This window comes from Egicoccus sp. AB-alg2, from assembly GCF_041821065.1.
In the GTDB taxonomy this organism is placed as follows: Bacteria; Actinomycetota; Nitriliruptoria; order Nitriliruptorales; family Nitriliruptoraceae; genus Egicoccus.
Map to the genome: position 1 here is coordinate 1 of NZ_JBGUAX010000019.1, position 23,136 is coordinate 23,136.

Below are 23,136 nucleotides of genomic sequence, written 5' to 3' on the forward strand. Positions count from 1 at the left end.
ACCGCTCGGGACGCCGCGATCACGGCAGCGGCTGGGCGGTCAGCTCGACGACCGTGCCGTCCACGACCACGGCGTGGTAGGGCTCGTAGAAGCTGGCTTCGCCGTCGGCGTTCACCTTCACGTGCCGCGACCATTCCTGCGGGCTGACCACGCGCTGCGCGCCCTCGTCGTCCACCAGCGTGATCACCACGTTGCCGGCCATCGGCAGGGTCTGCAGCGCGGGGTCGGGGTTGACGACGAGCTGGCCGACCGGCGCGTCGGTCGACGAGTGCCCGGCCGCGCGCGCAGCGGCCTCGGCCTGCGCGCCGGTCGACCAGGTGGCCTCGTCGAAGGTCACGGTGGCCGGGAAGCCGGTCGCGTCCACGGCGTGGACGAACCCGAAGGTCCGGACCCGCCCGTCGACGGTGGTGTCGTGCACCTCGACGTCGAGGTCGGCGGTGGCGGCGGCCGTGGTGGTGTCGACCTGCAGGGCGCCACACCCGGTGGCGAGCAGGCCGGCGACGGCGAGGCAGGCGGACAGCAGGCGACGGCTGGGCATGGCGGACCCCGTGGTGAGCGGGTGCGCTCACGTCGAGCGCACGGACGTCCGCTCCGACGCGCGACACCCGACCGGGGTTGCACCGGGTTCGCGCCGCGTTGCCGGTCCGTGTCGTGAAGTCCGTGCGGTCAGGCGCGGACGTCGCGACGCCCGGCGAAGGCCCGTCCCAGCGTGACCTCGTCGGCGTAGTCGAGGTCGCCGCCGACCGGCAGTCCGCTGGCGAGCCGGGTGATGCGGACCCCGAGCGGCTCGAAGAGTCGCGAGAGGTAGGAGGCGGTGGCCTCGCCCTCCACGTTCGGATTGGTCGCGATGATCAGCTCGTCGACGGGTTCGTCGTCCAGACGCCGGACCAGCTCACGCACGTGCAGGTCGTCGGGGCCGATGCCGTCGATCGGCGAGATGGCGCCGCCCAGCACGTGGTAGCGGCCGCGGTACTCGCGGGTGCGCTCGATCGCGATGACGTCGCGGGCCTCCTCGACGACGCACAGCACGCTGGCGTCGCGCCGCGGGTCGCGACAGATGCGGCACTCCTCGGCCTCGCTGACGTTCCAGCACCGGGCGCAGAAGCGCACCGTGTCCTTCACGCGTGTGATCGCGTCGGCCAGCCGTTTGGCGTCGACGGCGTCGGCCTGCAGCAGGTGGAACGCGATCCGTTGGGCGCTCTTCGGGCCGACCCCGGGCAGGCGCCCGAGCTCGTCGATGAGGTCCTGGACGGCACCCTCGTACATGCAGGTGTCCTCCGGGACGACGACGGCGTGCGAGTACCGCCGAGCGTATCCGTGCGGCGCCCCCGGTCCGCCCACGCACCGCGCCGGAACGGGTTCCCGTCGTATGCACGGGAAACCGTGGCCGCCAGGACCCCGCGGGCCACCGCGCCGGAACGGTTTCCGTCGTATGCGCGGGAAACCGGCGTCGCGTGCCCCCCGCCGAACACCGCGCGGGGACGGTTTCCGTCGTATCCGCGGGAAACCGGCGCCGAGGTCAGGCGGTGCCGGGGGCGGGGCGCTCCTCGAGGAGCTCGGCACCGAGCTCGCGGGCCAGCAACTCGTCGGTCTGCGCGGCCTCGACCGTGGCGGGCAGGGCCGCCTCGGCCTCGCGGACGTCCTCGACCTCGGCCGGCGTGGGGCCGTCGTCGAGCACCGGCGTGCGGGCGTCGTCGGGCGTCACCGACGGGGGCACCGGACGACGGCGGTCGTCGTCCCCCTCGACGACGACCTCGATGCGCAGGCGCAGGCCGCAGGCACGCTCGATCGCTTCCTTGAGCGTGTCGGCGAACTCCGCCTTGCTGGCGTTCTGGGCGTGGAAGGACGCGTAGCGCTGCCCGTAGCGCAGGGTGACGATGCCGCGCGAGACGGCCGTGACGGTGGCGGGCAGGAACACCGCGTGGCTGCGGCGGCTGCGGTTCTTCACCAGCTCGAGCACGCCGTCCCAGTGCCGCTGCAGCAGGTCGAGCTCGTCGACCTGCTCGGACCCGGCCGCCGGCGTGGCCGTGTCACCGTCGCGGGGCGCGGCGTCGTCGACCGGTGGCGTGGCGCTGCCGGTGTCGTCGGTCGGCGGCGTGGCCGCGGGGGCCGGCGTCGGGCGCTGCCCGGCAGAAGACGTCGAGGTGGCAGCCGCCTCGTCTGCAGCGGCGGGCGCGCCGGTGGCCTGGCTGCGGGCACGGGCACGGGCCTGCAGCGGGGTCTCGCGACCGGTCGCGCCGGGAGCCGACGCTGCGGCGGCTGGCCGCGACGCCTCCCCATCGGCTGCCTTCGGCGATTCCGGCGTGGACGCCGGTGGTGCTCCCGCGCCCGCACGCGGCGCCGCTGCCCCCCTGGACGGCGCGGCGGCCTCCGACGGTGCGACGCTCTCGGACGGCGCGGCGGAACGGGTGCCCGCCGCCCCGGCAGCCGCGCCCCCGGCAGCCGACGCCCGGGCGGGCGCCACCACGCCGCCGGACTCCAGCCGGGCCACCCGGTCGGCGAGCCCGGCCACGTCCCCGTCCGCGCCGGGGACGGCCAGCTTGGCCAGGGTCAGTTCCAGTGGCAGTCGCGGCGAGCCCTGGCGCTGCTCGACGACGGTCTGCGCCAGCAGGTCGACGGCCCGTAGCAGCGACTCGCGCGGCAGCGCGGCGGTCTGCGCCTGCAGCTGACGGCGACGCTCGTCGGTGGCGTCGACCAGGTCGGGCCGGTCGGGCGCCACCTGCAGCACCAGCACGTCGCGCAGGTGCTGGACGAGGTCGAGCGTGAAACGCCGCAGGTCGTGCCCCTCGTCGAGCAGGCCCTGCACCATCGCCAACAGGCCGGCGAGGTCCCGGCCCGCGACCAGCTCGACGGTCTCGAAGACGCGGTCGGCCGGGGTGTGACCGAGAACCTGCGCGACGGCTTCCGCGGACACCTCGGTGCCCGCGAACGCCAGCACCTGCTCCAGCACCGACTGCGTGTCGCGCAGCGAGCCGTCACCGGCGCGGACGATCGCCTCCACGGCGCCGTCGTCGATGGTGTAGCCCTCGGCCTCGCACAGCCGCCGCACGTTGCCGGCGACCTCCGGGGCCGACACGCGGCGCAGGTCCAGCCGCTGCACCCGCGAGAGGATGGTCGGCAGGACCTTCTGCGGGTCGGTGGTCGCCATCGCGAACAGCACATGGGCCGGCGGTTCCTCGATGAGCTTGAGCAGCGCGTTGAACGCCGCTGTGGAGGCCATGTGGACCTCGTCGAGGATGTAGACCTTGCGCCGCGCCCGGGCCGGGGCGTACAGGGCGCGGTCACGCAGCTCGCGGGCGTCGTCGACGCCGCCGTGCGAGGCCATGTCCAGCTCGATCACGTCGACCGAGCTGCCGTCCGCGATGGCCGTGCAGTGCTCGCAGGTGCCGCACGGGGTGGGCGTCGGGCCCTCCTCGCAGTTGATGGCCTTGGCCAGCAGCCGTGCGGTGGAGGTCTTGCCGGTCCCGCGGGGGCCGGTGAAGAGGTAGGCGTGGTGGAGCCGGTCCTCCTCGATGGCGTGCACCAGCGTCTGGATGACGTGCTGCTGGCCGACCACGTCCGCGAAGGACTGCGGGCGGTACTTGCGGTACAGCGACACGTAGGCCACGCGCATCACCCCGAGGGAGACGGACGAAGAACGAGGCGCTTCGCACCCCGGTCCCCCACCGTAGCGGCGGTCGGGGACAGACCCGGTCGGGGACGCGGAGCCCGCCCGAACGACGTCACGCGGGGCGGCGAACCGACGGGGTGGGGTGACGGACGCCCGGCTCGGCACCCGTCCGAGAACGGCTTAGGGCTGCTGCCTCTCGGCCCTGACCCGGTTCACCGGGGGACGTCACCGACGGACGCCCGTCACCGCACACCGCCGGGGTCGCTCGACCCCGCGTGAGTGGCGGACGGTACCAACCGGAGCCGTCCCCCGCACCCTCGGCGACCTCGGGCGCAGGTGCCACGTGCCGGCACGAGCGCCCGAGCACGGGACCGCAGACCTTGGCAGGTCAGTGCGGTTGGGTCGTCCGGGCGGACCTGTCGTCAGCCCGCCGATCACCGCGGCCCCCTCCAGACTGGTGATGCCCAATCGACCGGAGGACTGCCATGGGTGGCACTGGAGACAAGATCAAGGGCAAGGCCAACGAGATCACCGGCAAGGTCACGGGTGACCGTTCGCAGCAGATGAAGGGCAAGGCCCAGCAGACGAAGGGCAAGGCCACCGAAGGTGTGCAGGACGCCGGCGAGCGGCTCCGTGACGCCGACGAGCGCGCCGGCCGGCTCCCCGGCGAGGAGTGAGCCGGGCGTACGCGCCGTACGCATGACGAGAGGCCGGGCGAACGCCCGGCCTCTCGTCATGTCGGAAGGGTCAGCGCGACGGGCGCGTGCCCGACGTGTCGACGCGGCTCGAGCCCGGCTGGTCGATGGTGTGCTCCATCGGCCGGGTCGCGTCCGCCTCGGTGTCCCCCTGCGGGCGACGGTCGCGGTTGCTGCGGGCCTCCTCGCGCAGGCGGGGCGCCTCCTCCTCGACCTTGTTCAGGGCCTTCTCCCACTGGCGGCGCATGGGCGGGATACCGCCGCCACCGATGGCGATGATGGCCGAACCGGCGATGATGGCGAGCAGCGCGTAGAACAGCCCGTTGACGATCGCGGGAGCGATGTTGATCTGGTTGAGAGCGGCGAAGACGCCGATCACGAGGATCGTCGCGGCGGCGATGTTGGCGACGAGCCGGCCGTAGGACAGCCCCCCGATGCTGGCGGCGATGAGCTCACGCACGGCCGACGCGATCGCCGACGCGACGACGATGATCAGCAGCGCCACGAACAGGTTGGGCAGGAAGGCGATGACGCCGTAGATCAGGTCGCTGACGGGGTTCGGACCGAACACGCCGAAGGCGAGCTGCAGCACGAACAGCATCAGCGCGAAGAAGACCAGGCGACCCATGATGTCGCTGGCGTCGTAGTCGCTTCTGGCGAGGGCACGCCCGACGCCACCGCGTTCGACGGCGCGGTCGAAGCCGACACGCTCCAGGATGGCGTTGACGGCCTTCGCGATCGCCTTGGCGATCAGGTAACCGATGATGAGGATGACCAGGAAGGCCAACAGCAGTGGCAGGAAGTTGACGACGCTGGTCAACATCTCCTGAAAACTCTCCCCGGCATTGAATTGTGCGAGCACGGTCGTACCTCCGGTCGGGACGGTGTCTCGGAATCCAAGGATGCGACCCTGCGCGCAGCGTCAACACGGACAATCAGGGCACCTCGACCGCGTCCAGCCCCGACCCATGGCCCTTCGGGAAGCGCCCCACCGACCACCGGTCGCGCCCGTACGGTCGGTGACGTCGGTCCCCCCGGCCCTCCGACGCCTCCGAATCCGTGCACATGGTTCGTGACGCAAGAAGGACGGGACCCCCTGTGGGGTCCCGTCCGATGGTGCGGCGACGCGGCATCACTCGCCGTCGTCGTCCTCGTCCTCCTCGGTCTCCTCGTCGTCCTCCGATTCCGAGGAGCTCTTGAAGCGACCGTCCTCGCCGCGAGGCCGGTCGGAGTCGGCGTCCTCCTGCTCCTCGTCGGCGTCCTTGCTCTTGCTCTTGCTCTTGCCCTTGCCGCCGCGCTGCTCACGCATCTTCGCGGCGTCGTTCTGCTCCTGCTCCTGCTCCTCGCCGCCCTCGGCGCCCTCGTCCTCTTCCTGGACCTGGCCCTCCTCGATGCGGCCGCGCCAGGCACCGGTCTCCTCGGACTCGAACTCGAGGTAGTGCTTGAACAGTCGCAGGTCCTTGCGCACGCGGTGGCGGACCGTCAGGAACAGGTTCCCGAACTTCTCCACGATCCCGCTCGGGTGGTACTCCATCTCGACCTGGACCCGCGTGAGGTTCTCGTCGAGTTCGTGGAAGGTGACCACGCCACGCTGATTCACGTCGCCGGAGGTCTCCCAGACGATGCGCTGGTCCGGGATCTGTTCCTTGATCTCGGCCTTCCAGTTGCGGCGGGAGAAGAGGATCTTGGCCTGCCAGTTGGTGGCCTCGTCCTCCTCCTGCTCGACCTGCTCCGTGGCCCGCGTGAAGGTGGGGAAGTCCTCGAACTGGGTCCACTGGTTGTAGACCTGCTCGCGCGGCACGGCGATGTCGATCTGTTCCTGGATGATCAGGCGCTGCTTCTTCAACACCTCGTCGCCGTCTCCGCCCCCTTCGCCGTCACCACCGCCGGCGAGGGACTTGGCAGCCTTGAAGACCTTGCCGATGCCGGTGGACGCGCCGCTGGCCGCCTCCTGGGCCTGGCTGATCTGCCCACCGACGTCGGTGACGGTGTCGGTGGCCTCCTTGCCCTTTTCGATCAACTCGCCGGCCGGGGACGCCTCGAGCGCCTCCTCGCCCTTCTCCTTCAACTTCTCGGTCAGGCCGCCACCGGCCTCACCGTTGCCGTCATGGTGACGTAGACGACCCACCAGCCGGGTGCCGGCGACGGCGGCGGCGCCGCCAAGCGTCGCGACCCGCGACCAGTCCGTCTGCTTCGGACCGATCGGCAGGCCGAGCACCGTCGACCGTTTGGTGATGCCGAGTTGTTCCTTCACGCCCATGGCGTCGTGCTCCTTCGAGAGAGGGGAAATGTCCGAGCACTCCGGGCTGTGCCGGACGAGCACCCCCAACCGTGCCGTACGGAGCGGCGACGCGAGCACAGGCACAAGGTCAGCGGACCGGACGGACGTGACCGTGACCATGGTCAACGATCGGGCGACCACACCGGATGACTGCACGCCGCCCACGGGTCCGGAACGGTGAGGTCGCCGGAACGGTCGAAAGACCGTCTTTCCCGCCTGCCACGGACCGACCAAGCTCACCGGCGACTCCCAGGAGGTCGACATGCCAAGCGCACGTGACTACGCCGACGAACTCGCCGGCATTCTGATCGACCGCTCGCTGGGCTCGCAGCGCCACCCGAGCCACCAGATGCTGGAGCGGGCCGAGGGCGCCATCGTGGATCGCGCCATGGCCGAGGAATACCTCGACCGGCTGCTCGACCTCGTGGCGTCACAGCGCTACCCGAGCCACCACATCCTCGAGCGCATCGCCCGGGTGATCCGGGTGCTGGCCACCGCCGAGGCGCTGGCCGAACAGCAGGAGAACGCCGCCTGACCGCCGGTTCGTACCGGAAGAAGACGACGGCTCCTCCTTCGGAGCCAGGAAGGCACAACAGATGAGTTCCGCCCAGGTCGCTCGCCGCCCCGCATCCGGCACCCTCGCCGAGGTGATCGACATCATCCTCGACAAGGGGTTGGTGATCGACGCGTACGTCCGTGTGTCGCTGGTCGGCATCGAACTGCTGACGATCGACGTCCGCGTCGTGGTCGCCAGCGTCGACACCTACCTGCACTTCGCGGAGGCGACCAACCGCCTCGACCTGCGCGGGCAGGCCGAGGAGCACGACGCCGACCTGCAGGACCTCGTCGGTGGCATGGGCCGTCAGGTGGCTTCATCCAAGACGTCCGGCGCGATCGAGGGCGGCGTCAACAAGATCCGCGACATGTTCTCGCACGACGAGGAGTCCGAGGAACAGCCGGCCGAGGACGAGAGCTGACGATGCCCCTCCTGGTCCACGGGGTCGTGCCCCGAACGCCGCGTCTGGACGACGCGGCGTTCGGTGATGTCGACGCGCCGACGCTGGTGGCGGGCGGCGACCTCGCCGCGATCGTCACCGAGGTGGCCGAGGACGACCTCGTGCCCAGCCGCAGGATGCTGCTGCGCCACACCCAGGTGGTCGAGGCGGCCGCGAAGCAGACCACGGTGGTGCCGATGCGCTTCGGCGTCGCCGTGCCGTCCGCCGACCGCCTGGTCGAGGACTTCCTCGCGCCGGCCGCCGAACGACTCACCGCCACCATCCAGCGGCTCCAGGGCCACCAGGAGTACCGACTGCGCGGCCGCTACGACGAGCCGGCCGCGCTGCGGGCGGTGCTGGCCGCGGACCCCCGCGCGGCACGCCTGCACGGGCGTCGCGGCATGGACGCCAAGCTCGAGCTCGGCGAACGGGTGGTGCAGGGCCTCGAACGACGGCGCGCGACCGACACGGCGCGGGCCCTCGAGGCGCTGCGACCCGTCGTGTCGGACGTCGTGGAGACCGCCGTCACCGATCCCCTCGATGTCTTCGCGCTGTCGCTGCTGGTGGCATCCGACGCCGAGGACGGGTTCGACCGAGCGGTGGAATCGGTGGCCGAATCCCTTGCCCCCGAGGTGAAACTCGAGCTCGTCGGCCCGATGCCGGCCTACAGTTTCGTCGAGGAGGAGGGCTGACGTGCTGGGACTCGTGACCAGGCTCGTGGCGCTGCCCGTCACGGCGCCGTGGTGGCTGCTCCAGCGCATCGTCGAGGCCGCCGAGGAGGACCTGTACGACGAGGGCCGGATCACGGCCGAACTGCGGGCTCTGGCAGCGGACCTGGAGGCCGGACGCATCACCGAGCAGGAGCACGCGGCCGCCGAGGAGATTCTGTTGGATCGTCTTCTGGAGGCGCGGGCCTACCGAACTGCGACCCAGGAGAGCCCATGAGCTACGACGACTTGAACCACGACGAGCTGCGCGAGGAACTCGACGCGCGCGGTTTGTCGACCGAGGGCGACACCGAGGAACTCCGCGAGCGTCTCACCGAGGACGACGCCGCAGCCGAAGACGACGCCGCGGCCGAAGACGACGCCGCGGCCGAAGACGTCGAGGACGAGGAACTCGAAGACGAGGACCTCGAAGACGAAGACGTCGAGGACGAAGACCTCGAAGACGAGGACCTCGAAGACGAGGACGACGACGCGTCCGCCGACGAACGCCCGGCTGCCGAGGACGACGACGCGTCCGCCGACGAACGCCCGGCCGCCGAGGACGACGGCAAGTCCCGCCGCCCGCCGGCCAAGCCACTGGCCGTGGCCCGTACGGCGCTGCGCCAACTGACCGAGCTCACCGGACGTCGGATCGACGGCATGGCCGGCATGGAGCCCGTCGACGGCGGCTGGCGCATCCTGGTCGACGTCGTCGAGGTGGCCCGTATCCCCCCGTCGACCGACGTCATCGGCACCTACGAGGTGGACGCGGACGCGGACGGTGACCTGCTGCGCTACGAGCGCGTCGCCCGCTACATCCGCGGTCAGGCGAAGGGTGACGAGCAGTGAGCCAGAACCCGTACCTGTCCCGGGCGCCGGTCTCGGCACCCCGTGGCGACAACCTCGCCGACGTCCTCGAGCGGGTGCTGGACAAGGGCCTGGTGATCGCCGGCGACATCCAGCTCAACCTGCTCGACATCGAGGTGCTCACCATCAAGGTGCGGCTCCTGCTCGCCTCGGCGGACACCGCCCAGCAGATGGGCATCGACTGGTGGCGGCAGGATCCGTTCCTGTCGTCGGAGGCCCGCGAGGAGGCACGCGAGCTCGAGGAGCGCGCCCAGGCGCTCGAGCGCACCAACGCCGAGCTCATGGAGCGGCTCGAGCGCCTCGAGGCCCAGCTTCCCGCCGGCGACGACGGTGAGGCGGCGGCCAGCCAGGAGCAGGAGGACGAGTGAGCGCCGAGCAGGAGCTGCTGCGGCGACTGCGGGCGGTGCTGGCCAGCAGCGACGTCGACGCGGACGCGCTGGTCGGCGAGGCGTGGCAGGAGGCACGTGACGAGGTGCGCGCGGTTCTCAAGCGCGCCTTCACGCACGACCTGCTGACCCGCGTCGTGGAGACGCTCGAAGGCGCGGGCTCGAGCACGTCGCGGCGCACGACGACGACGGCCGGGTCGCAGCCCGCGGCCGAGCGCGAGGCCGCCTCGGAGCGGCAGCTCGCGGCACAGCGAGAGCCCGCCTCGGAGCCGGCGGCACCGTCCGCACCGGCGGCGACGACCGAGGCAGCCTCACCGTCCGCGCCAGCGGTGCCGCAGCCGACCGGCCAGCACGTGACCTACGTCTTCGGCGTCGTCCGTGCCGTCGACGACGTCCCCGCACCGTCCGCCGCGCCTCAGCTCCCCGGCGGCGGGCCGGTTCGTGCGCTGGACGCCGGCGATCTGCGGGCGCTGGTCTGTGACCTGGACGTCGCGATCATGACGGCGCTGACGGAGCCGGGCCCCGACGGGCTGGACGTCCTCGCGGCCGCAGCCCTGGCCCACGACGAGGTGCTGGCGGCGATCGCTGCGCGCCAGACCGTCCTGCCCCTGCGCCTCGGCACCGTCGTCGACGACGACGACGCCGCGGTCGCGGTCCTCGGACGCCACCACGACGCGCTCGCGGCCGAGCTCGACCGCCTCGACGGCCGCACGGAGTGGGCCGTCACCGTCCGCACGACCGACACGACACCGGCAGCCCAGACCGCCGGTGACGACGAGTCACCCACCGCCGACGGCCGCAGCTACCTGCAGGGCCGCCAGCGCGACCTCGAGGCACGCCAGCGCCGCCGCGACGCGCGCCGCTCGGCCGCCGAGGAGGTGCACGGCGACCTCGTCGCCCATGCCGTCGACGCCGAGCGGATCGACCGGCGCGGCGACGAGACGACCGGCCCACCCCTGCTCTACGGCGTCTACCTCGTCGACCAGGGGTCCGTCGGCGACTTCCTCGCCAGTGTGGAGCAGGTCCGGGCCGCCCGGCCGGAGCTGCTCGTCGAGGTGAGCGGGCCGTTGCCGCCCTACCACTTCGCCCGCTTCGAGGAGCCCTTCGGCACATGAGCGAGCTCCAGCCCGCACCACGTCCGGAGACGGTCGGCACGGCGGAGAGCGACGAGACCACGCTGGTCGACGTCCTCGACCGCGTGATCGATCGCGGGGTCGTCATCTCCGGCGACGTGATACTCGGCGTCGCCGGCGTGGACCTGATCTACCTCGGGGTCCGGCTGGTGCTGCACGGCATCGACCCGCCGGAGCTGCCCTGACGTGCTGCTGATCTACGGCTTCGTCGCGCCGCCGCTGCCGGTGGACGACCTGACCGGCGTCGACGGCGCGCCCGTCGAGGTGGTCGGCTCCGCACCGGTTGCCGCCGTCGTCTCACGGCACGTCGAGGTGCCACCGACCACCGAGGAGCACGCGCTGGCACACGCGCGTGTCGTCGCGGCGCTCGGGGAGCGTGCCCCCAGCCTGCCCGGCCGCTACGGCATCGTCCTCCCGGACGAACCAGCGGTGGCGGCGGTGCTGGCCAACGCCACCGAGTCGCTGCAGACGGCCCTGGCCCGCGTCGGTACCGCCGTCGAGTTCGCGGTGCGCGGGCGTGAGCGGGTCGCCGTGCCGCCGTCGCCACCACGCGACGGCTCCGGTCGCGCCTACCTCGAGGCGCGGCTCGCCGGCGAACGCGCCCGCGAGGTAGCGATCGCCGAACGGCATGCGGCCATCGCCGCGGCGAGCGAGCCGCTGCGGGCCTTCGCGACGGAGGAACTCTGGGTGGAGGGGCCGCTCGGACCCGAGCACTGCCTGCTGATCCGGCGCGACGACGTGGCCGCCTTCCGGTCGGCCGCCGCCTCCCTCGACGACGACCCGGTGGTGCGGGTCACCGGGCCCTGGCCGCCCTATACGTTCGCATCCGTCACGCTGCCACACGTGGAGTCGGCATGAGCCTGCACGGCGAGGACCCGTTGGCGGGCCTCGATCTCGGCCGCCAACTGGACCGGCTGCTCGACGAGGGGCGGGCCGCCGACGCGAAGCCGGAGAACCTGCAGCGGGGGTTGGCGGCGCTCGTGCTCACGCTGGTCGAGCTGCTGCGCGACCTGATGGAACGACAGGCGGTCCGGCGCATGGAGCGCGGCACGCTGACCGACGACGAGGTGGAACGCCTCGGCGAGGCGTTCCTCGCCCTGCGCGAGCGCATCGACGAACTGTGCGAGGTCTTCGACCTGGACAAGGAAGACCTCACGCTCGACCTCGGCCCGTTGGGCCGCCTGCGCTAGACGGCCCAGCGGGCGAGAGGTCTGAGGGCGTCAGGCGACGCCGGCCTCGGCCTTCTCGAACTCCTCGGACGGCTCCTCGTCGTCGGCTTCCTCGTCGTCGACGTCCTCGGCCACGGGCGCCGACTCGTCCTCTTCGGCTTCCTCGTCGTCCTCGAGGTACTCCTCGTCATCGAGGTCCTCTTCGTCGACGAAATCTTCCTCGTCGTCGGCGTACTCCTCTTCGCCGAGGTCGTCGTCGGCGAGGTCCTCCTCGTCGAGGTCCTCCTCCGCCTGCTCGACCTCGCCGTCACCGACCACGGGCAGCGGCTCGCCTTCGTTCCAGGCCTGCAGCCAGTCGACGAGGATGCCGGCCTTCGTGCCGCCGACGGTGGACTCGAGCGTCTCGATGATCTCGCGCCGGCGCTCGTACCCACGGTCGCCGTCAGCCAGGTAGGCGACGGCGAGCCCGACGCGGAACCCCCACTTGAGGGTGGTGCGTCGCTTGAGGATCATGACTGACGCTCCTCCTGCTCTTCCTTGCGCCGCTTCTCCATGCGCTCGGAGGGCTTGCCCTCCCGTCGCTGCGTCCGCTTGCCGCTGGGCCGGCTGGAGCGCTCGCCGGACCGCTTCGCCGCCGGGCGCTTGCGCTGCTGACCCTCACCACGCGAACGCGACGACTTCTTCTTGCCTTCCTCGGCCTCGCCGGACGACTCCGACTTGGCGGAGGACTCTTCCTCGCCCTGTTCCTTCTCGGACTCCTCGGACGACTGCTGCTGGGCTGACGTCGACTTCTCGCCCTGCCCCTTGCCGGACGCCTGCCGCTTGCCGGGCGACCGCTGCCTGCTGGAGTCACCCCTGCCACCAGCGGACGTCTTCTGGCGCGACTTCTGCGACGTCTGCTCGGAGGTGGCCTTCGTCTCTTCCTGGGACTCCTCACCTTCGGGGCTCTGGCCGTCGCTGCTGCGATTGGTGGCAGCCTTCGCGGTGCCGGCGACGGCGGCCGCGGCAGCGCCGATGGTGCCCACACGGGTCCAGTCGGTGGTCTTCCGCCCAATGGGCAGGCCGAGGATCTTCTTGCGGCGGCGCAGCTTCAGGGTGTCCATGGCGCCGTCGACGGCGTTCTTGACGGTGCCGAGCGGTTGCTTGCCTCGCACGGTGGTCGCTCCTCTCGCGGGCCTCCGGTGGCCCGTCTGTCGTCAGCGTCGCGGCCGGCCCCGGTCGGCTGTTACGGCCGTTGGTTCGGACGGCCACCTCCCCGGCGCGTTGCTCGCACGAGGGCACCGGCCACGCGAACGAGTCCGGTCGGCCGGGTCGGTACGGAACCCCCATCGCGCGACCGGTGGCCGGGGTTGCGCGGTCGGGTTTCGCGGCCGGCGGCGCCGTCGCACGGAAACCGAGCTTCGTCAACGATGTCGGACCTCGATGCCCCGCGGACGCCACTGGGTCGCCAAGAACCATGCCATTCGCTTGCGCCGGCCGAACGGGAGGGCTGTCCCACCACTCGCGTCGACGCGTCGGGCGCTGGAGGTCACCGAGCCAAGGGCGGCAGCCGCAGGCTGTCGCTGAGCGGTGGGGACCCCGACGGCTCTCGCCGGTGCTGACATGGCCGCGTGCACGTCCTGGTGTCGAAGATGGTCTCCAGCGGCCAACCACCGCGGGTGCGTGCGGTTCTCCACAGTTCGCGGACGACTCATCGGGACCGTGTCACAGGCATCGCCGATACTGGGTCGATGCTTCGCACCGCTTCCGCCCCGTTGCTGTCGGCCGCTCCGGCCGGCCGCTATCGGGCTGCGGGTGGGGCCGCGCGTCGGGGGGCGCGGCCGCACACGGTCGGTCGCGTGCTGGCGGCCGATCACGGTCCCGGCTACTCCGCCGGATCTGAGGACGTACCTGCCGCCACCAGTCCTGTCATGGTCGCGCAGCGGCCGGATCACGCGACGGAGCTGGACGCGTTCCCGTTGCTGGCCGAGGTGCCGGCGCTGGCCGGGATGCTCGACGAGCTGCGCCTGGTCGATCGGCTGCTCGCCTCGGTGTTGGACACGATCATCCAGCTCCAGGACAGCTCCGCAGTCGAAACCGTGACCGGGGTGCCGTTGGAGCAGTGGCTGCTGTCCGAGGCCCGCCGTACGACGGCGGATCGGCGGATGCTGCTCACGGCCGCCGACGTGCTGCGGCGGCTACCCGGCCTGAAGGCCGCATTCGACCAGGCCCGGATCTCGTGGGCACAGCTGCGCATCATCGCGCTGGAAGTGCAGCGGCTGCCGCGCCGGCTCGACGCGCAACTGGACGCCGCGGTCGACGAGCTGGTCGACCGGTTGGAGGGCACGGACCCGGATGCCGTATCCGGCCTGGTCCGGTGGCTGGCCGTCGACCTCACCGCCACCGACCCCGAACCCGCTGCCCCGGACGACGAGCCGGCGGAGATGCTGGTGCTCCAGCCGCGGCTGGACGGCACCGGCGGCCGGTTCTTCGGACAGGCAGGCGCGGCCAACTTCGCGCTGCTCGAGGCCGCCACCGACCCCGGACGGGCCGGTCCGGCCACCAAGCCCGGCATCGGCCACGCCCCGGATCCCGACCAGGTCCGGCAGGCGAATGCCGATCGGGGCCGGCGCCGGTTCGAGAAGCTGATCGACCTGCTCGAGGCCGGAGCGACCGGCGACGGCGGCGGGCGGGTGCCGGTCAAGGTGTTGCTGCGTGTCTCGTACGACACCCTGCTCGACACCGACCGGCTGCCGGCCGAGGTGTTGACCCGCCTGTCCGGCGGGCGGCTGCAGCTCACGTCCGTGGCGGCGCGGCGGCTGCTGGATGAACGCGGGACCGAGCTGCGGGCCATCGTCGTCGACGACACCGGCCAGGTCCTCGGCGTCGGACGGTCACGCCGGTTGCCGCCCGGTTGGCTGTCCGACGCCGTGCTGGCGGTGCACGACACCTGCAGCGAACCCGGCTGTCAGGTCGCTGCGCTGGCCTGCGATCTCGACCACGCCCGCCCCTGGCATCCGGTCCGACCTGGCGAGCTGCCGGGGCGGACCGACATCGGTCAGTTGGCGCCGGTGTGCCGGCCCACCAACCACACCAAGGAGACCGCCGGCTGGACCGTCTCCCAGACCGCCGACGGGATCCGGATCTGGCACCACCCCCGCAGCGGCCTCAGGATTCGGACCCTGCCCGGCACCACCCGCATCCCCCTCCCACGCACACCCGTCGACGGCGATCCCAGCGGCGGCACCGACCCGCCGGCCACGCCGCGCGGCTCGCCGCGAACCGGTGCCGACCCGCCCGCCGCGCCTCGCGACGGACCCGAAGGCGCCGACGCCGCCGACCCGGACGGGCCCGGCGACGCCATGCCCACATGACGCGAGCAACCGCGCCGCCAATCGCGTCGCGGCCTCGCGCGAGATCCACCACGTCACCCGCCCACCACGCCGAACCCGCCTCCCGCGGGACGTCGCGTGGTGGGCTCGACGTGCCCGAACCGATTCGGATCTGCTCGCAGGACGCCGCTGCCCCCAGCGGTCGACGCCTCGCCCAGACCGTCGACCCTTCGCCGCAGGCGAGCACCCACGCGGTGCGGAGAACGGGGCTTCGCACCGCGACCCGGACGCGGTGGACCGAGCCGTGACCGGTCGGAGGCCGCTCGGCGTCGGGTGGCTCCGGACACGTGAACGCCCCGGCCAACGAGCCGGGGCGTTCTCGCAGATCAGACACTGATTCTGTGGCGGAGGGTGGGGGATTCGAACCCCCGAGGGATGTGACTCCCAACACGGATTCCAGCCGTGCGCCATAGGCCAGACTAGGCGAACCCTCCTGGGACCCCACCGGGCGAACCGGAGCGAGGCGGGCAGGAGGGTACGCGCCGTCTCACCTTCGCGGCAACGTGGCCTCCTGCGGGTCGCGCAGGTCGACCGTGCGCGTGGCCCCGCGGCCGGTCGGGAGCTCGGGCAGACCCGGCGGCGGCCACGGCCGGGCGGCATCCCCCAACAGCTCGATGAGCCGATGCGCGTTGCGCACCGCGTGGCCCTCGTAGTCGTTGTTGAAGAACACCCACGCGGGCTTGCCGGTCGCCGCGACCTCGCGCAGCTGCTCCGCCCAGGGCCGCAGTTCGGCGTCCGTGTAGTCGTGCCGGTAGGCCTGCTCGGACAGGCCGTGGAAGCGCACGTAGACGTGGTCACCGGTGGCGATGGGCTCGTGGCGCTTCGTCAGGCTCGACGACAGCCACACGTGCGCGGCCCCGTGCGCGTCGAGCACCGCGTACGTCTCCGGGTGGAACCAGTCGTCGTCGCGGAACTCAACGGCGTAGCGGTGGGTCGGCGGTAGCAGGTCCAGGAAGGCGTCGAGGCGGTCGAGGTTGCGCTTGAAGTTCGGCGGCAGCTGCCACAGGATCACCGAGGTGCGTTCCAGCACTGGCACCAGCGGCGCGAAGAACCGCCCGACGGCCGCGTGCGCGTCCCGGAGCTTGAGCCGGTGCGTGATGAACTGGCTGCCCTTCAGCACGAACTCGAAGCCGGGCGGGGCGGCGGCACGCCAACGTTCGGCAGCGGTCTCACGCGCCAGCCGGTAGAAGGTCGAGTTCACCTCGACGGTCGGGAACCAGCGCACGTAGTGCGACAGCCAACGCGCGGGCCCGACACCCGGCGGATACACGGTCCCGCGCCAGTCGTCGTACTGCCAGCCGCTGGTGCCGACCCGGACCTCTCCCGTCACGACGTGGCCCCCGTCTCGTCATCGCCCCACGGTAGGGTCCGACGCCGGCCGCGCCGGCGCGTTGCCCTGTCCACTCGGCGCGGTTGCGCCACGACCACGAGGTACCTCGGTGCCCGACCCTGCCGTCGTCCCGGCCCCACCGGGGCTCGACGTCGCGACGGCGTCCCGCTATGCGCGTGCGGGGCTCGACAACGTGGCCCGCGAGTACCCGAACCAACCGATGCACCTGCTCAGCGGCCCGGACGACCTCGGCGCCAGCCCGTCCGAGCTCCATCCGCTGTTCTTCGGCAGCTACGACTGGCACTCGGCCGTCCACCAGCACTGGATGCTGGTGCGCCTGCTGCGACGCCACCCCGCCCTGCCCGAGGCCGCCGCGATCCGGGCGTGGTTCGACCGGCAGTTCACACCGGACGCCGCGGCCGTCGAGGTGGCCTACCTCGCCGAGCCCGCACGGCGTAGCTGGGAGCGTCCCTACGGCTGGGCGTGGCTGCTCACGCTGGCCGCGGAACTGCACGTCGCGGCCGACGACGATGCCGTCTTCGCGCCGTGGGCGCTCGTCCTGGGGCCGTTGACGTCGGCGGTCCGCGAACGGTGCATCGAGTGGCTGCGCACGACCGTCTACCCGCAGCGCAGCGGCACGCACGCAAACAGCGCCTTCGCCTGCGGGCTGCTCCAGTCGGCGGCGTCGGTGACCCACGACGCCGGCCTGACCGCGGCCGTGGCCGAGGCCACGCTGCGCTGGTACGGCCGCGACGCCGGGTACGCGGCCGGGTTCGAACCGTCCGCGAACGACTTCCTGTCGCCCGCGCTCGTCGAGGCCGACCTGCTGCGCCGGATCCTCGAACCGACGGAGTTCGCCGGCTGGCTGCGCAAGTTCCTCCCCGACCCGGAGCCGCTGACTCGACCGGCCGTGGTCAGCGACCGCAGCGACCCGCAGACGGTCCACCTCGACGGGCTCAACCTCAGCCGCGCCTGGTGCTGGCAGGCGATCGCCGCGGCGCTGCCGGCCGGCGACACGCTCGTACCGGTCGCGCGAGACGCGGCCGCCCGGCACCGTGAGGCGTCGCTGCCCGCGGTGCTCAGCGGCGAGTACGTCGGCGAACACTGGCTGCCGACCTTCGCGGTCCACCTGCTCGATCGCGACGGGGCCTGACCCGACTCGCCGAGCCTCCTCGGCCGCGAACGGACCTCGTCGCCCCAGGCGGACCTCCTCGGCCCCGGCGGACCTCCTCGCCCCCGGCGGACCTGCGCGGGAACCAGACCCCGGTCGGGCACGTCCCACCGTGCGGACGCCCGCCGAGGAGCCCGTGATGCGCCGCCTGACCGCCATCCCGCTGACGCTGCTGCTGCTGCTCGTCGCCTGCACCGGCGAACCCCCGCCGGAGCGGCTCGGCCTCGGCGAGCGCGAACCCGCGCGTTCGACCGACGGCGGGGCGTTCGTGCTGCCCGACGACCTGCAGATGGCCGCCGCGTTGACGCCGTTCGCCGCCTGCGACGACTACCTCGCCCACGTACGGGAGCAGGCGCTGGAGGTCGTCACGCCGTGGGGTATCGGGGGCTGGCGCGGCTGGGACGTCGGCATGGCGATGGAAGAAGAGGCGGCGGCCGACGCCGGCGGCGAGCGGGCGAGCGGCGACGCCGCGACGATGGCCGCCCCGGAGCCGGGGGTGGACTACAGCGGCACGAACGTGCAGGAGGCCGGCGTCGACGAACCCGACCGTGTCAAGACCGACGGCAACGTGCTCTACCTCGTCGACGACACCCGTCTGCGGGTCCTGGACATCACCGGCGAGGACCCGGTCGAGCTGGGCTCGCTGCAGATGCGCGACAGCTGGGACGCGCAGCTGCTGCTGGACGGCGACCGGCTGCTCGTCACCTCGTCCACCTACGGGGTGCTGCCCTTCGCCGGCGAACGCATCGGCGACGTGCTGCCGCACGGCGGCAGCGTCACGACCGTCACGCTGGTCGACGTCGCCGACCCGTCGACGCCACGGGTGCTGGAGCGGCTGACGGTCGACGGTGCCACCGTCTCCGCCCGGCTCGTGGACGGCGTGGCCCGCGTGGTCATCCGCACGGAAGCCGGCCTGAACCTGCCGTGGGTGCACCCCGAGGGCGCCGGCCTGCGGGCCGAGCGGCGCGCCCTGGACGCCAACCGGCAGCTCGTCCGCGAGTCCGCGGCCGAGGACTGGATCCCCTACTTCGTACACGAGACCGCCGACGGGGACAGCACCGAACGCACGCTGCTGGCCTGCGACCAGATCGCCCGCCCCGACGTCTTCGCCGGCCTGGGGACGCTGTCGGTGCTGACCGTCGACGTCGCCGACGGCGGGCTGCTGCCGGACGATGGCGGGGTCGGCGTCCTGGCCGGCGGCGACACGGTCTACGCGTCGGCGGAGCGGCTGTTCGTCGCGACCACCCGCTGGGTGGACTGGGAATCGCTGTCCGAGCGCGAGGCACGGCGGGAGGCCGAACGCACCGTCACGGAGATCCACGCTTTCGACATCACCGACCCCGGGGGGACCCGCTACCTCGCCTCGGGCGAGGTGCCCGGCCGACTGCTGAACCAGTGGGCGATGTCGGAGCACGCCGGCCACCTGCGCGTCGCGACCACCGTCGGCGACACCAGCTGGTGGGGCGGCGCCGGCGAACCGTCGCAGAGCCTGGTCAGCGTCCTGGACGTGTCCGACCCCGGCCTGCCGCTCGTCGGGCAGGTCGACGGGCTCGGCCCGACCGAGCGGATCTACGCGGTGCGCTTCCTCGGCGACGTCGGCTACGTCGTGACCTTCCGCGAGACGGACCCGCTGTACACCATCGACCTCGCCGACCCGGCGAACCCGCGGGCGACCGGCGAGTTGAAGATCACCGGCTACTCCGCCTACCTGCACCCGATGGGCGACGACCTGCTGCTGGGGGTCGGCCAGGACGCCGACGAGCGCGGCATGACCCTGGGCATGCAGCTGTCGCTGTTCGACGTGTCCGACCCCGCCGCACCGCAGCGTCTGGACCAGCTCACGGTCACCGACGGCCACAGCGAGGTGGAGTGGGACCACCACGCGTTCCTGCACTGGCCGGCGACCGGGCTGACGGTCGTGCCCTTCCAGCGCTGGAGCTGGGACGAGGAGACCCACGAGGAGGACAGCGAGTCCGGCGCGCTGGCGTTCACCGTCAGCCGGGACGGCGGCATCGCCGAGACGGGCCGGCTGTCGCACCTGGCGCAGCTGCGGCGCGACTTCGCCGACGCCGGCGGCGACCCGGACCTGTTCGGGTCGACGACTGCCGACCCCGACGCGGCACTCGGCGGTCTGCACCCCGGCGAGTGGGTGTGGCGCGGCGCGATCAACCGCACGCTCGTGCGGGGCGACCGGTTGCTGACGATCTCCCGGGCCGGGGTGGCGACCCACGACCTCGACACGCTGCAGGACCTCGGCTGGCACCGCTTCGGCGCGTGACCGGCGGCCGACGCGTGGCCGGCGGCCGGCGCGTGACCGGCGGCCGGCGCGTGACCGGCGGCCGGCGGCGGACCGCGCCCGTCGGCCCGGGTCACCGGTCCGCGGGCGGCGCACCGAAGGGCTGGGCCCCGACGCGGTACAGCTCGGGCCAGGGCGGACAGCCGAGCTGGCCCGGCCCGTCCGCCGGCGGGTCCTCCAGGACCTCGCCGTCCAGGAACCGGTCGGCGGCGCGGTGGAAGTGCGGGGTGATCGGCAGGTAGGGGTGGGCCTCACGGATCGGGCACACGTCGATCGCCCCGTCGATGCGCCAGCCGTCGGGCATGACGGCCAGGTCGCTGGACGCGGTGGCCGCCAACACCTCGACGTCGTCGGGCAACGGCTGGCTGAACACGTCGCTGGCGGCGTCGGGTGAGGCCAGCATCTCCCGGGTCAGCGGTGCGTCGACCAGGAAGTCGAAGTCCACCAGGTCCGCCAGCGGCACGAGCAGCCGGAACAGGTCGCCACCGACGATGCCCGGGCCGTGCTCGCCGGGTGGTGGGAAGGCCAGCGGGCTGGTCGGGAACGGCCCGAGGAGGACCAGCGCGGCCAGCCCGTCGATGCGGTCCTCGGCCGCGGCCTGCCAGGCGACCCAGGCCGCCTGCGAATGGGCGAACACCACGATCGGCGGCTCGAGGTCGGCGGTCTGCAGCCCCAGCTGTTCGACCTGCTCGGCGAACGGCCGTTGGGTGTCCTCGGGCTCGTAGGGCGCACCGGTCTCGATCGGGCAGACGGCGACGCCCTGCGGCTGCCCGTCGCCCGGACCGGCGTACGAGTAGTAGACGAACTGCTCGCAGGTGTAGCCGACGAACGGGGGCTGCAAGGTGAAGATCGCGCCCTCCCCGGACGAGGAGTTGATGCCCGACATGATCACCGCCGTGCCGTCGCGCTGCGAGGTGGAGGCCGTCCACGGGGCGTCACGGGTGACGACGGTGACCGCGGCCAGCACCACACCGATCCCGGTCACCACCGCGGCTGCGACCAGCGGCCGGCGCGGCACCGGCGCGCGCAGCCGGCCGATCGCCAACAGCGTCAGCACCCCCGAGACCGGCACCGACACGACGAGGCCGACCGGCCGGGTCGCTTCCGCCAGCGTCCCCAGCCCGACCAGCGCCAGCGCGTAGACGGTCAGCACCGGCAGACGCAGCCCGGCCCGCAGCGCACCGCGCCAGGCGACGCCGAGCCGGTCGGGCACCGGGTCACCGCCGGCGGCGGCCCGACCGACCGTCGCCGCGTGCCCGGCCGACCACGGTGTCGCCGCGAGCAGCACGAACACGGCCGTCAACACGAACAGTCCGGCGCCGAACAGCCGCGAGTACAGGGCGGCGTGGGCGATGAAGTCGAGCTGGGCGGCCAGCACCATCGGCAGCCAGGCCACGGCGTAGAAGGTGAGCGCGAGCCGCCAGCGCGGCCGTCGGCCACCCAGCAGGACCGCCATGGTCGCCACGCGCACCGCGAACAGCGCCGCGCCGGCCGCCACCGCCAGCGGCCAGCTGGTGGCCCGGGCGAGCAACCAGCGGGCGTCGGCGGCCACGTCCAGGGGCGGCAGGGCGACGAGATGGACGGCGCCCGACCACCGTGGCACCCATCCGCTCGCCACGCCGAGCGTGACCAGCGCCACGAGCGTGGCGTAGGCGGCCACGCCCGGGCGCGACGGCCAGCGAAGCGTCATCCGAGGACGGTGTGACGCTCACCGTCGGGGGTGATGTCCTCGACGAAGGTGCGCTCGTAGCGCGGCGCCTGCGCCAGGAACTCGTCGAACTCCGCCAGCGACAGCGGCCCCGGGATCGGGTACTGCGCCGGCAGCTTCTTCATCGCCCGGTTGTACTTGGCGTAGTGGGCGAAGTCGTGGGGGAACTCGTCGAGGTCCGCGCCCAGCGTCGAGCCCTCGCGTCGGGCCCGGTCGAGCAGGGCCTTCCAGTCGTCCGGCGAGGGGATGCCGACGGCGTGGACCCCGTGCTGGAACAGCGCGAGGTGGATGTCGTCGAATGGCTCGCGTTCGTCGAGGAAGTGGTGCAGCGCCTCCAGCGACGGCTTCATGTTGAAGCGCATCCAGTACGGCACGGAACCGGTGCGCAGGGTCTGCATCGGGTCGTTGATGACGAACGAGGTCACCATGAGCCGGTTGGCGGGGATCCGTCGGCGCCGGTACCACCACCGGTAGAGGTCGGCGACCAGCGGGCTGAGGTCGTCGGGGCCGTCGAACACGATCCGTCGCACCGTGTAGCGGCGTTCCTTGGCCAGGCGCAGCACGTCGTCGCGCAACGCCTCCTCGAAGCCCCACTCCGCCTCGGGGCTGAGGGTGTCGGGCTCGGGTCCGTCCCAGACGCGCTTCGGCGAGTCGTAGCGTTCGAGGTACTCCTCGACCCGCTCGCTGCCCTCGTGGAACTCGTCCTCGGTCGCCCCGCCGACGGCACCGTGCTGGAACACGTGCCGTTCGCCGATGCGGGTCGTCTTCCAGGTGGTGCGGCACTCGTAGAGCAGGATGGTGCCGCCGGGTGGCAGACGGTCGGCCAGGAACTGTTCGTAGCCGGCGCCGAGGTTGCGGCGCTTGACCCGGAAGTAGGTCAGGATCCGCACCATCAGGCGGTCCTGGTTGGCGTCGTGCATGTGGTGCAGCTGCCAGTCCGGGTTGGCCTCCACCAGCGCGCGGCCGGACTCGATGCCCTGCTCCATCGCCTTGGTGGGGTCGTCGGGGTGGACCGGATGGCGCACCGGCAGGAACACCGTCTGGGGCAGCCACGGCGCGCCCAGGGCGGCGTCGAGGAAGACGGCCGCGCCGCTCGAGGAGCCCAGCGCCACCGCCGGGTAGCGGCGATCCGGGTACTCCTCCAGCAGCCATTCGCCGATGCCGTCCAGGTCGATGTCGCCCATCTTCTTCGGCGAGGTCGTCTCCAGAGCACCGGAGGCGATGAAGATCTGCTCGCGGGCCTTGCGGGGCAGGATGTTGGCGATGGAGACCGGCGGTTCCAGCAGCTTCGGGTTGCCGAGTGCCGGCCAGTCCTCGCCGCGCAGGTAGGCGGCGGTCGCCTGGGCCATTGCGGTCGCGGAGTCGAAGTCGGCCACGTAGCTCGGAGGGGAGGCCATGAGGAGGTGCACGTCCTTTC

General features: G+C 72.5%; 24 protein-coding genes, 1 tRNA gene and 1 other RNA gene. 14 read left to right on the forward strand and 12 right to left on the reverse strand.

Annotation, left to right across the window (positions count from 1 at the left end; translation table 11 throughout):
* Positions 1–19: 19 nt before the first annotated feature.
* The 4 genes from ACERM0_RS22260 to ffs form a co-directional block, all read right to left on the reverse strand.
* Entirely contained in the window at positions 20–538 is a 519-nt protein-coding gene (locus ACERM0_RS22260; protein ID WP_373680798.1) for a hypothetical protein, read from the reverse strand.
* A gap of 128 nt (positions 539–666) precedes the next feature.
* Positions 667–1,266 carry a recombination mediator RecR gene (gene recR / locus ACERM0_RS22265; protein ID WP_373680799.1) on the reverse strand — a complete coding sequence of 200 codons (600 nt, stop codon included), beginning with the start codon at positions 1,264–1,266 and terminating at the stop codon, positions 667–669.
* Between the two features lie 253 nt (positions 1,267–1,519).
* Positions 1,520–3,607, reverse strand: coding sequence for a DNA polymerase III subunit gamma/tau (dnaX, locus tag ACERM0_RS22270; protein ID WP_373680800.1), 2,088 nt, complete (start codon positions 3,605–3,607; stop codon positions 1,520–1,522).
* 146 nt (positions 3,608–3,753) lie between these two features.
* Positions 3,754–3,852, reverse strand: an RNA gene (ffs, locus tag ACERM0_RS22275) — signal recognition particle sRNA small type.
* Between the two features lie 243 nt (positions 3,853–4,095).
* Here ffs and ACERM0_RS22280 point away from each other — a divergent pair.
* Positions 4,096–4,287 carry a CsbD family protein gene (locus ACERM0_RS22280; protein WP_373680801.1) on the forward strand — a complete coding sequence of 64 codons (192 nt, stop codon included), beginning with the start codon at positions 4,096–4,098 and terminating at the stop codon, positions 4,285–4,287.
* A gap of 70 nt (positions 4,288–4,357) precedes the next feature.
* Here the strand turns inward: ACERM0_RS22280 and ACERM0_RS22285 are convergent, their stop codons facing one another.
* Both ACERM0_RS22285 and ACERM0_RS22290 read right to left on the reverse strand, forming a co-directional pair.
* Positions 4,358–5,167, reverse strand: a complete 810-nt coding sequence (locus ACERM0_RS22285) for a hypothetical protein (protein WP_373680802.1) — start codon at positions 5,165–5,167, stop codon at positions 4,358–4,360.
* 270 nt (positions 5,168–5,437) lie between these two features.
* Positions 5,438–6,565 (reverse strand): SRPBCC family protein, encoded by a 1,128-nt coding sequence (locus ACERM0_RS22290; protein WP_373680803.1) that lies wholly within the window; start codon positions 6,563–6,565, stop codon positions 5,438–5,440.
* A gap of 283 nt (positions 6,566–6,848) precedes the next feature.
* Here ACERM0_RS22290 and ACERM0_RS22295 point away from each other — a divergent pair, with 283 nt between their 5' ends.
* The 10 genes from ACERM0_RS22295 (at position 6,849) to ACERM0_RS22340 (ending at position 11,864) form a co-directional block, all read left to right on the forward strand.
* Positions 6,849–7,121: a hypothetical protein gene (locus ACERM0_RS22295; protein WP_373680804.1), complete on the forward strand. Its 273-nt coding sequence runs from the start codon at positions 6,849–6,851 to the stop codon at positions 7,119–7,121.
* 61 nt (positions 7,122–7,182) lie between these two features.
* Positions 7,183–7,563, forward strand: coding sequence for a gas vesicle protein GvpJ (gene gvpJ / locus ACERM0_RS22300; RefSeq protein WP_373680805.1), 381 nt, complete (start codon positions 7,183–7,185; stop codon positions 7,561–7,563).
* A gap of 2 nt (positions 7,564–7,565) precedes the next feature.
* Complete coding sequence (locus ACERM0_RS22305; protein WP_373680806.1) at positions 7,566–8,273, forward strand: GvpL/GvpF family gas vesicle protein; 708 nt, start codon at positions 7,566–7,568, stop codon at positions 8,271–8,273.
* Between the two features lies 1 nt (position 8,274).
* On the forward strand, positions 8,275–8,526 hold the full coding sequence (locus ACERM0_RS22310) for a gas vesicle protein GvpG (RefSeq protein WP_373680807.1): 252 nt from the start codon (positions 8,275–8,277) through the stop codon (positions 8,524–8,526).
* The gene (gene gvpO / locus ACERM0_RS22315) at positions 8,523–9,137 is read left to right on the forward strand and encodes a gas vesicle protein GvpO (RefSeq protein WP_373680808.1); all 615 of its coding nucleotides are present in this window, start codon (positions 8,523–8,525) and stop codon (positions 9,135–9,137) included. Before ACERM0_RS22310 ends, gvpO begins: the two co-directional genes overlap by 4 nt.
* Positions 9,134–9,523 (forward strand): gas vesicle protein GvpJ, encoded by a 390-nt coding sequence (gvpJ, locus tag ACERM0_RS22320; protein ID WP_373680809.1) that lies wholly within the window; start codon positions 9,134–9,136, stop codon positions 9,521–9,523. The genes gvpO and gvpJ (ACERM0_RS22320) overlap by 4 nt, the downstream gene beginning before the upstream one ends.
* On the forward strand, positions 9,520–10,656 hold the full coding sequence (locus tag ACERM0_RS22325; protein ID WP_373680810.1) for a GvpL/GvpF family gas vesicle protein: 1,137 nt from the start codon (positions 9,520–9,522) through the stop codon (positions 10,654–10,656). The genes gvpJ (ACERM0_RS22320) and ACERM0_RS22325 overlap by 4 nt, the downstream gene beginning before the upstream one ends.
* A complete protein-coding gene (locus ACERM0_RS22330) occupies positions 10,653–10,859 on the forward strand; it encodes a gas vesicle protein (RefSeq protein ID WP_373680811.1) in 207 nt (68 codons plus the stop codon). Before ACERM0_RS22325 ends, ACERM0_RS22330 begins: the two co-directional genes overlap by 4 nt.
* Before the next feature lies 1 nt (position 10,860).
* Positions 10,861–11,532, forward strand: coding sequence for a GvpL/GvpF family gas vesicle protein (locus ACERM0_RS22335; protein ID WP_373680812.1), 672 nt, complete (start codon positions 10,861–10,863; stop codon positions 11,530–11,532).
* Entirely contained in the window at positions 11,529–11,864 is a 336-nt protein-coding gene (locus ACERM0_RS22340; protein WP_373680813.1) for a gas vesicle protein K, read from the forward strand. The genes ACERM0_RS22335 and ACERM0_RS22340 overlap by 4 nt, the downstream gene beginning before the upstream one ends.
* A 30-nt stretch (positions 11,865–11,894) precedes the next feature.
* Here ACERM0_RS22340 and ACERM0_RS22345 read toward each other — a convergent pair whose 3' ends face one another.
* Both ACERM0_RS22345 and ACERM0_RS22350 read right to left on the reverse strand, forming a co-directional pair.
* On the reverse strand, positions 11,895–12,356 hold the full coding sequence (locus ACERM0_RS22345; protein WP_373680814.1) for a hypothetical protein: 462 nt from the start codon (positions 12,354–12,356) through the stop codon (positions 11,895–11,897).
* Positions 12,353–12,997 carry a hypothetical protein gene (locus ACERM0_RS22350; protein WP_373680815.1) on the reverse strand — a complete coding sequence of 215 codons (645 nt, stop codon included), beginning with the start codon at positions 12,995–12,997 and terminating at the stop codon, positions 12,353–12,355. Before ACERM0_RS22350 ends, ACERM0_RS22345 begins: the two co-directional genes overlap by 4 nt.
* 756 nt (positions 12,998–13,753) lie before the next feature.
* Here ACERM0_RS22350 and ACERM0_RS22355 point away from each other — a divergent pair.
* Positions 13,754–15,196 carry a DUF222 domain-containing protein gene (locus ACERM0_RS22355; RefSeq protein WP_373680816.1) on the forward strand — a complete coding sequence of 481 codons (1,443 nt, stop codon included), beginning with the start codon at positions 13,754–13,756 and terminating at the stop codon, positions 15,194–15,196.
* 360 nt (positions 15,197–15,556) lie between these two features.
* Here the strand turns inward: ACERM0_RS22355 and ACERM0_RS22360 are convergent.
* Both ACERM0_RS22360 and ACERM0_RS22365 read right to left on the reverse strand, forming a co-directional pair.
* Positions 15,557–15,648 (reverse strand) — tRNA-Ser (locus tag ACERM0_RS22360).
* Between the two features lie 53 nt (positions 15,649–15,701).
* Complete coding sequence (locus ACERM0_RS22365; RefSeq protein WP_373680817.1) at positions 15,702–16,544, reverse strand: DUF72 domain-containing protein; 843 nt, start codon at positions 16,542–16,544, stop codon at positions 15,702–15,704.
* A gap of 109 nt (positions 16,545–16,653) precedes the next feature.
* Here ACERM0_RS22365 and ACERM0_RS22370 point away from each other — a divergent pair, with 109 nt between their 5' ends.
* Together ACERM0_RS22370 and ACERM0_RS22375 are read left to right on the forward strand one after the other, a co-directional pair.
* The gene (locus ACERM0_RS22370) at positions 16,654–17,697 is read left to right on the forward strand and encodes a DUF2891 domain-containing protein (protein ID WP_373680818.1); all 1,044 of its coding nucleotides are present in this window, start codon (positions 16,654–16,656) and stop codon (positions 17,695–17,697) included.
* A gap of 157 nt (positions 17,698–17,854) precedes the next feature.
* Positions 17,855–19,993 (forward strand): beta-propeller domain-containing protein, encoded by a 2,139-nt coding sequence (locus ACERM0_RS22375; RefSeq protein ID WP_373680819.1) that lies wholly within the window; start codon positions 17,855–17,857, stop codon positions 19,991–19,993.
* A gap of 91 nt (positions 19,994–20,084) precedes the next feature.
* Here ACERM0_RS22375 and ACERM0_RS22380 read toward each other — a convergent pair whose 3' ends face one another.
* Entirely contained in the window at positions 20,085–21,701 is a 1,617-nt protein-coding gene (locus tag ACERM0_RS22380; protein ID WP_373680820.1) for a hypothetical protein, read from the reverse strand.
* Positions 21,698–23,116, reverse strand: a complete 1,419-nt coding sequence (locus ACERM0_RS22385) for a hypothetical protein (protein ID WP_373680821.1) — start codon at positions 23,114–23,116, stop codon at positions 21,698–21,700. The genes ACERM0_RS22380 and ACERM0_RS22385 overlap by 4 nt, the downstream gene beginning before the upstream one ends.
* Between the last annotated feature and the right edge of the window lie 20 nt (positions 23,117–23,136).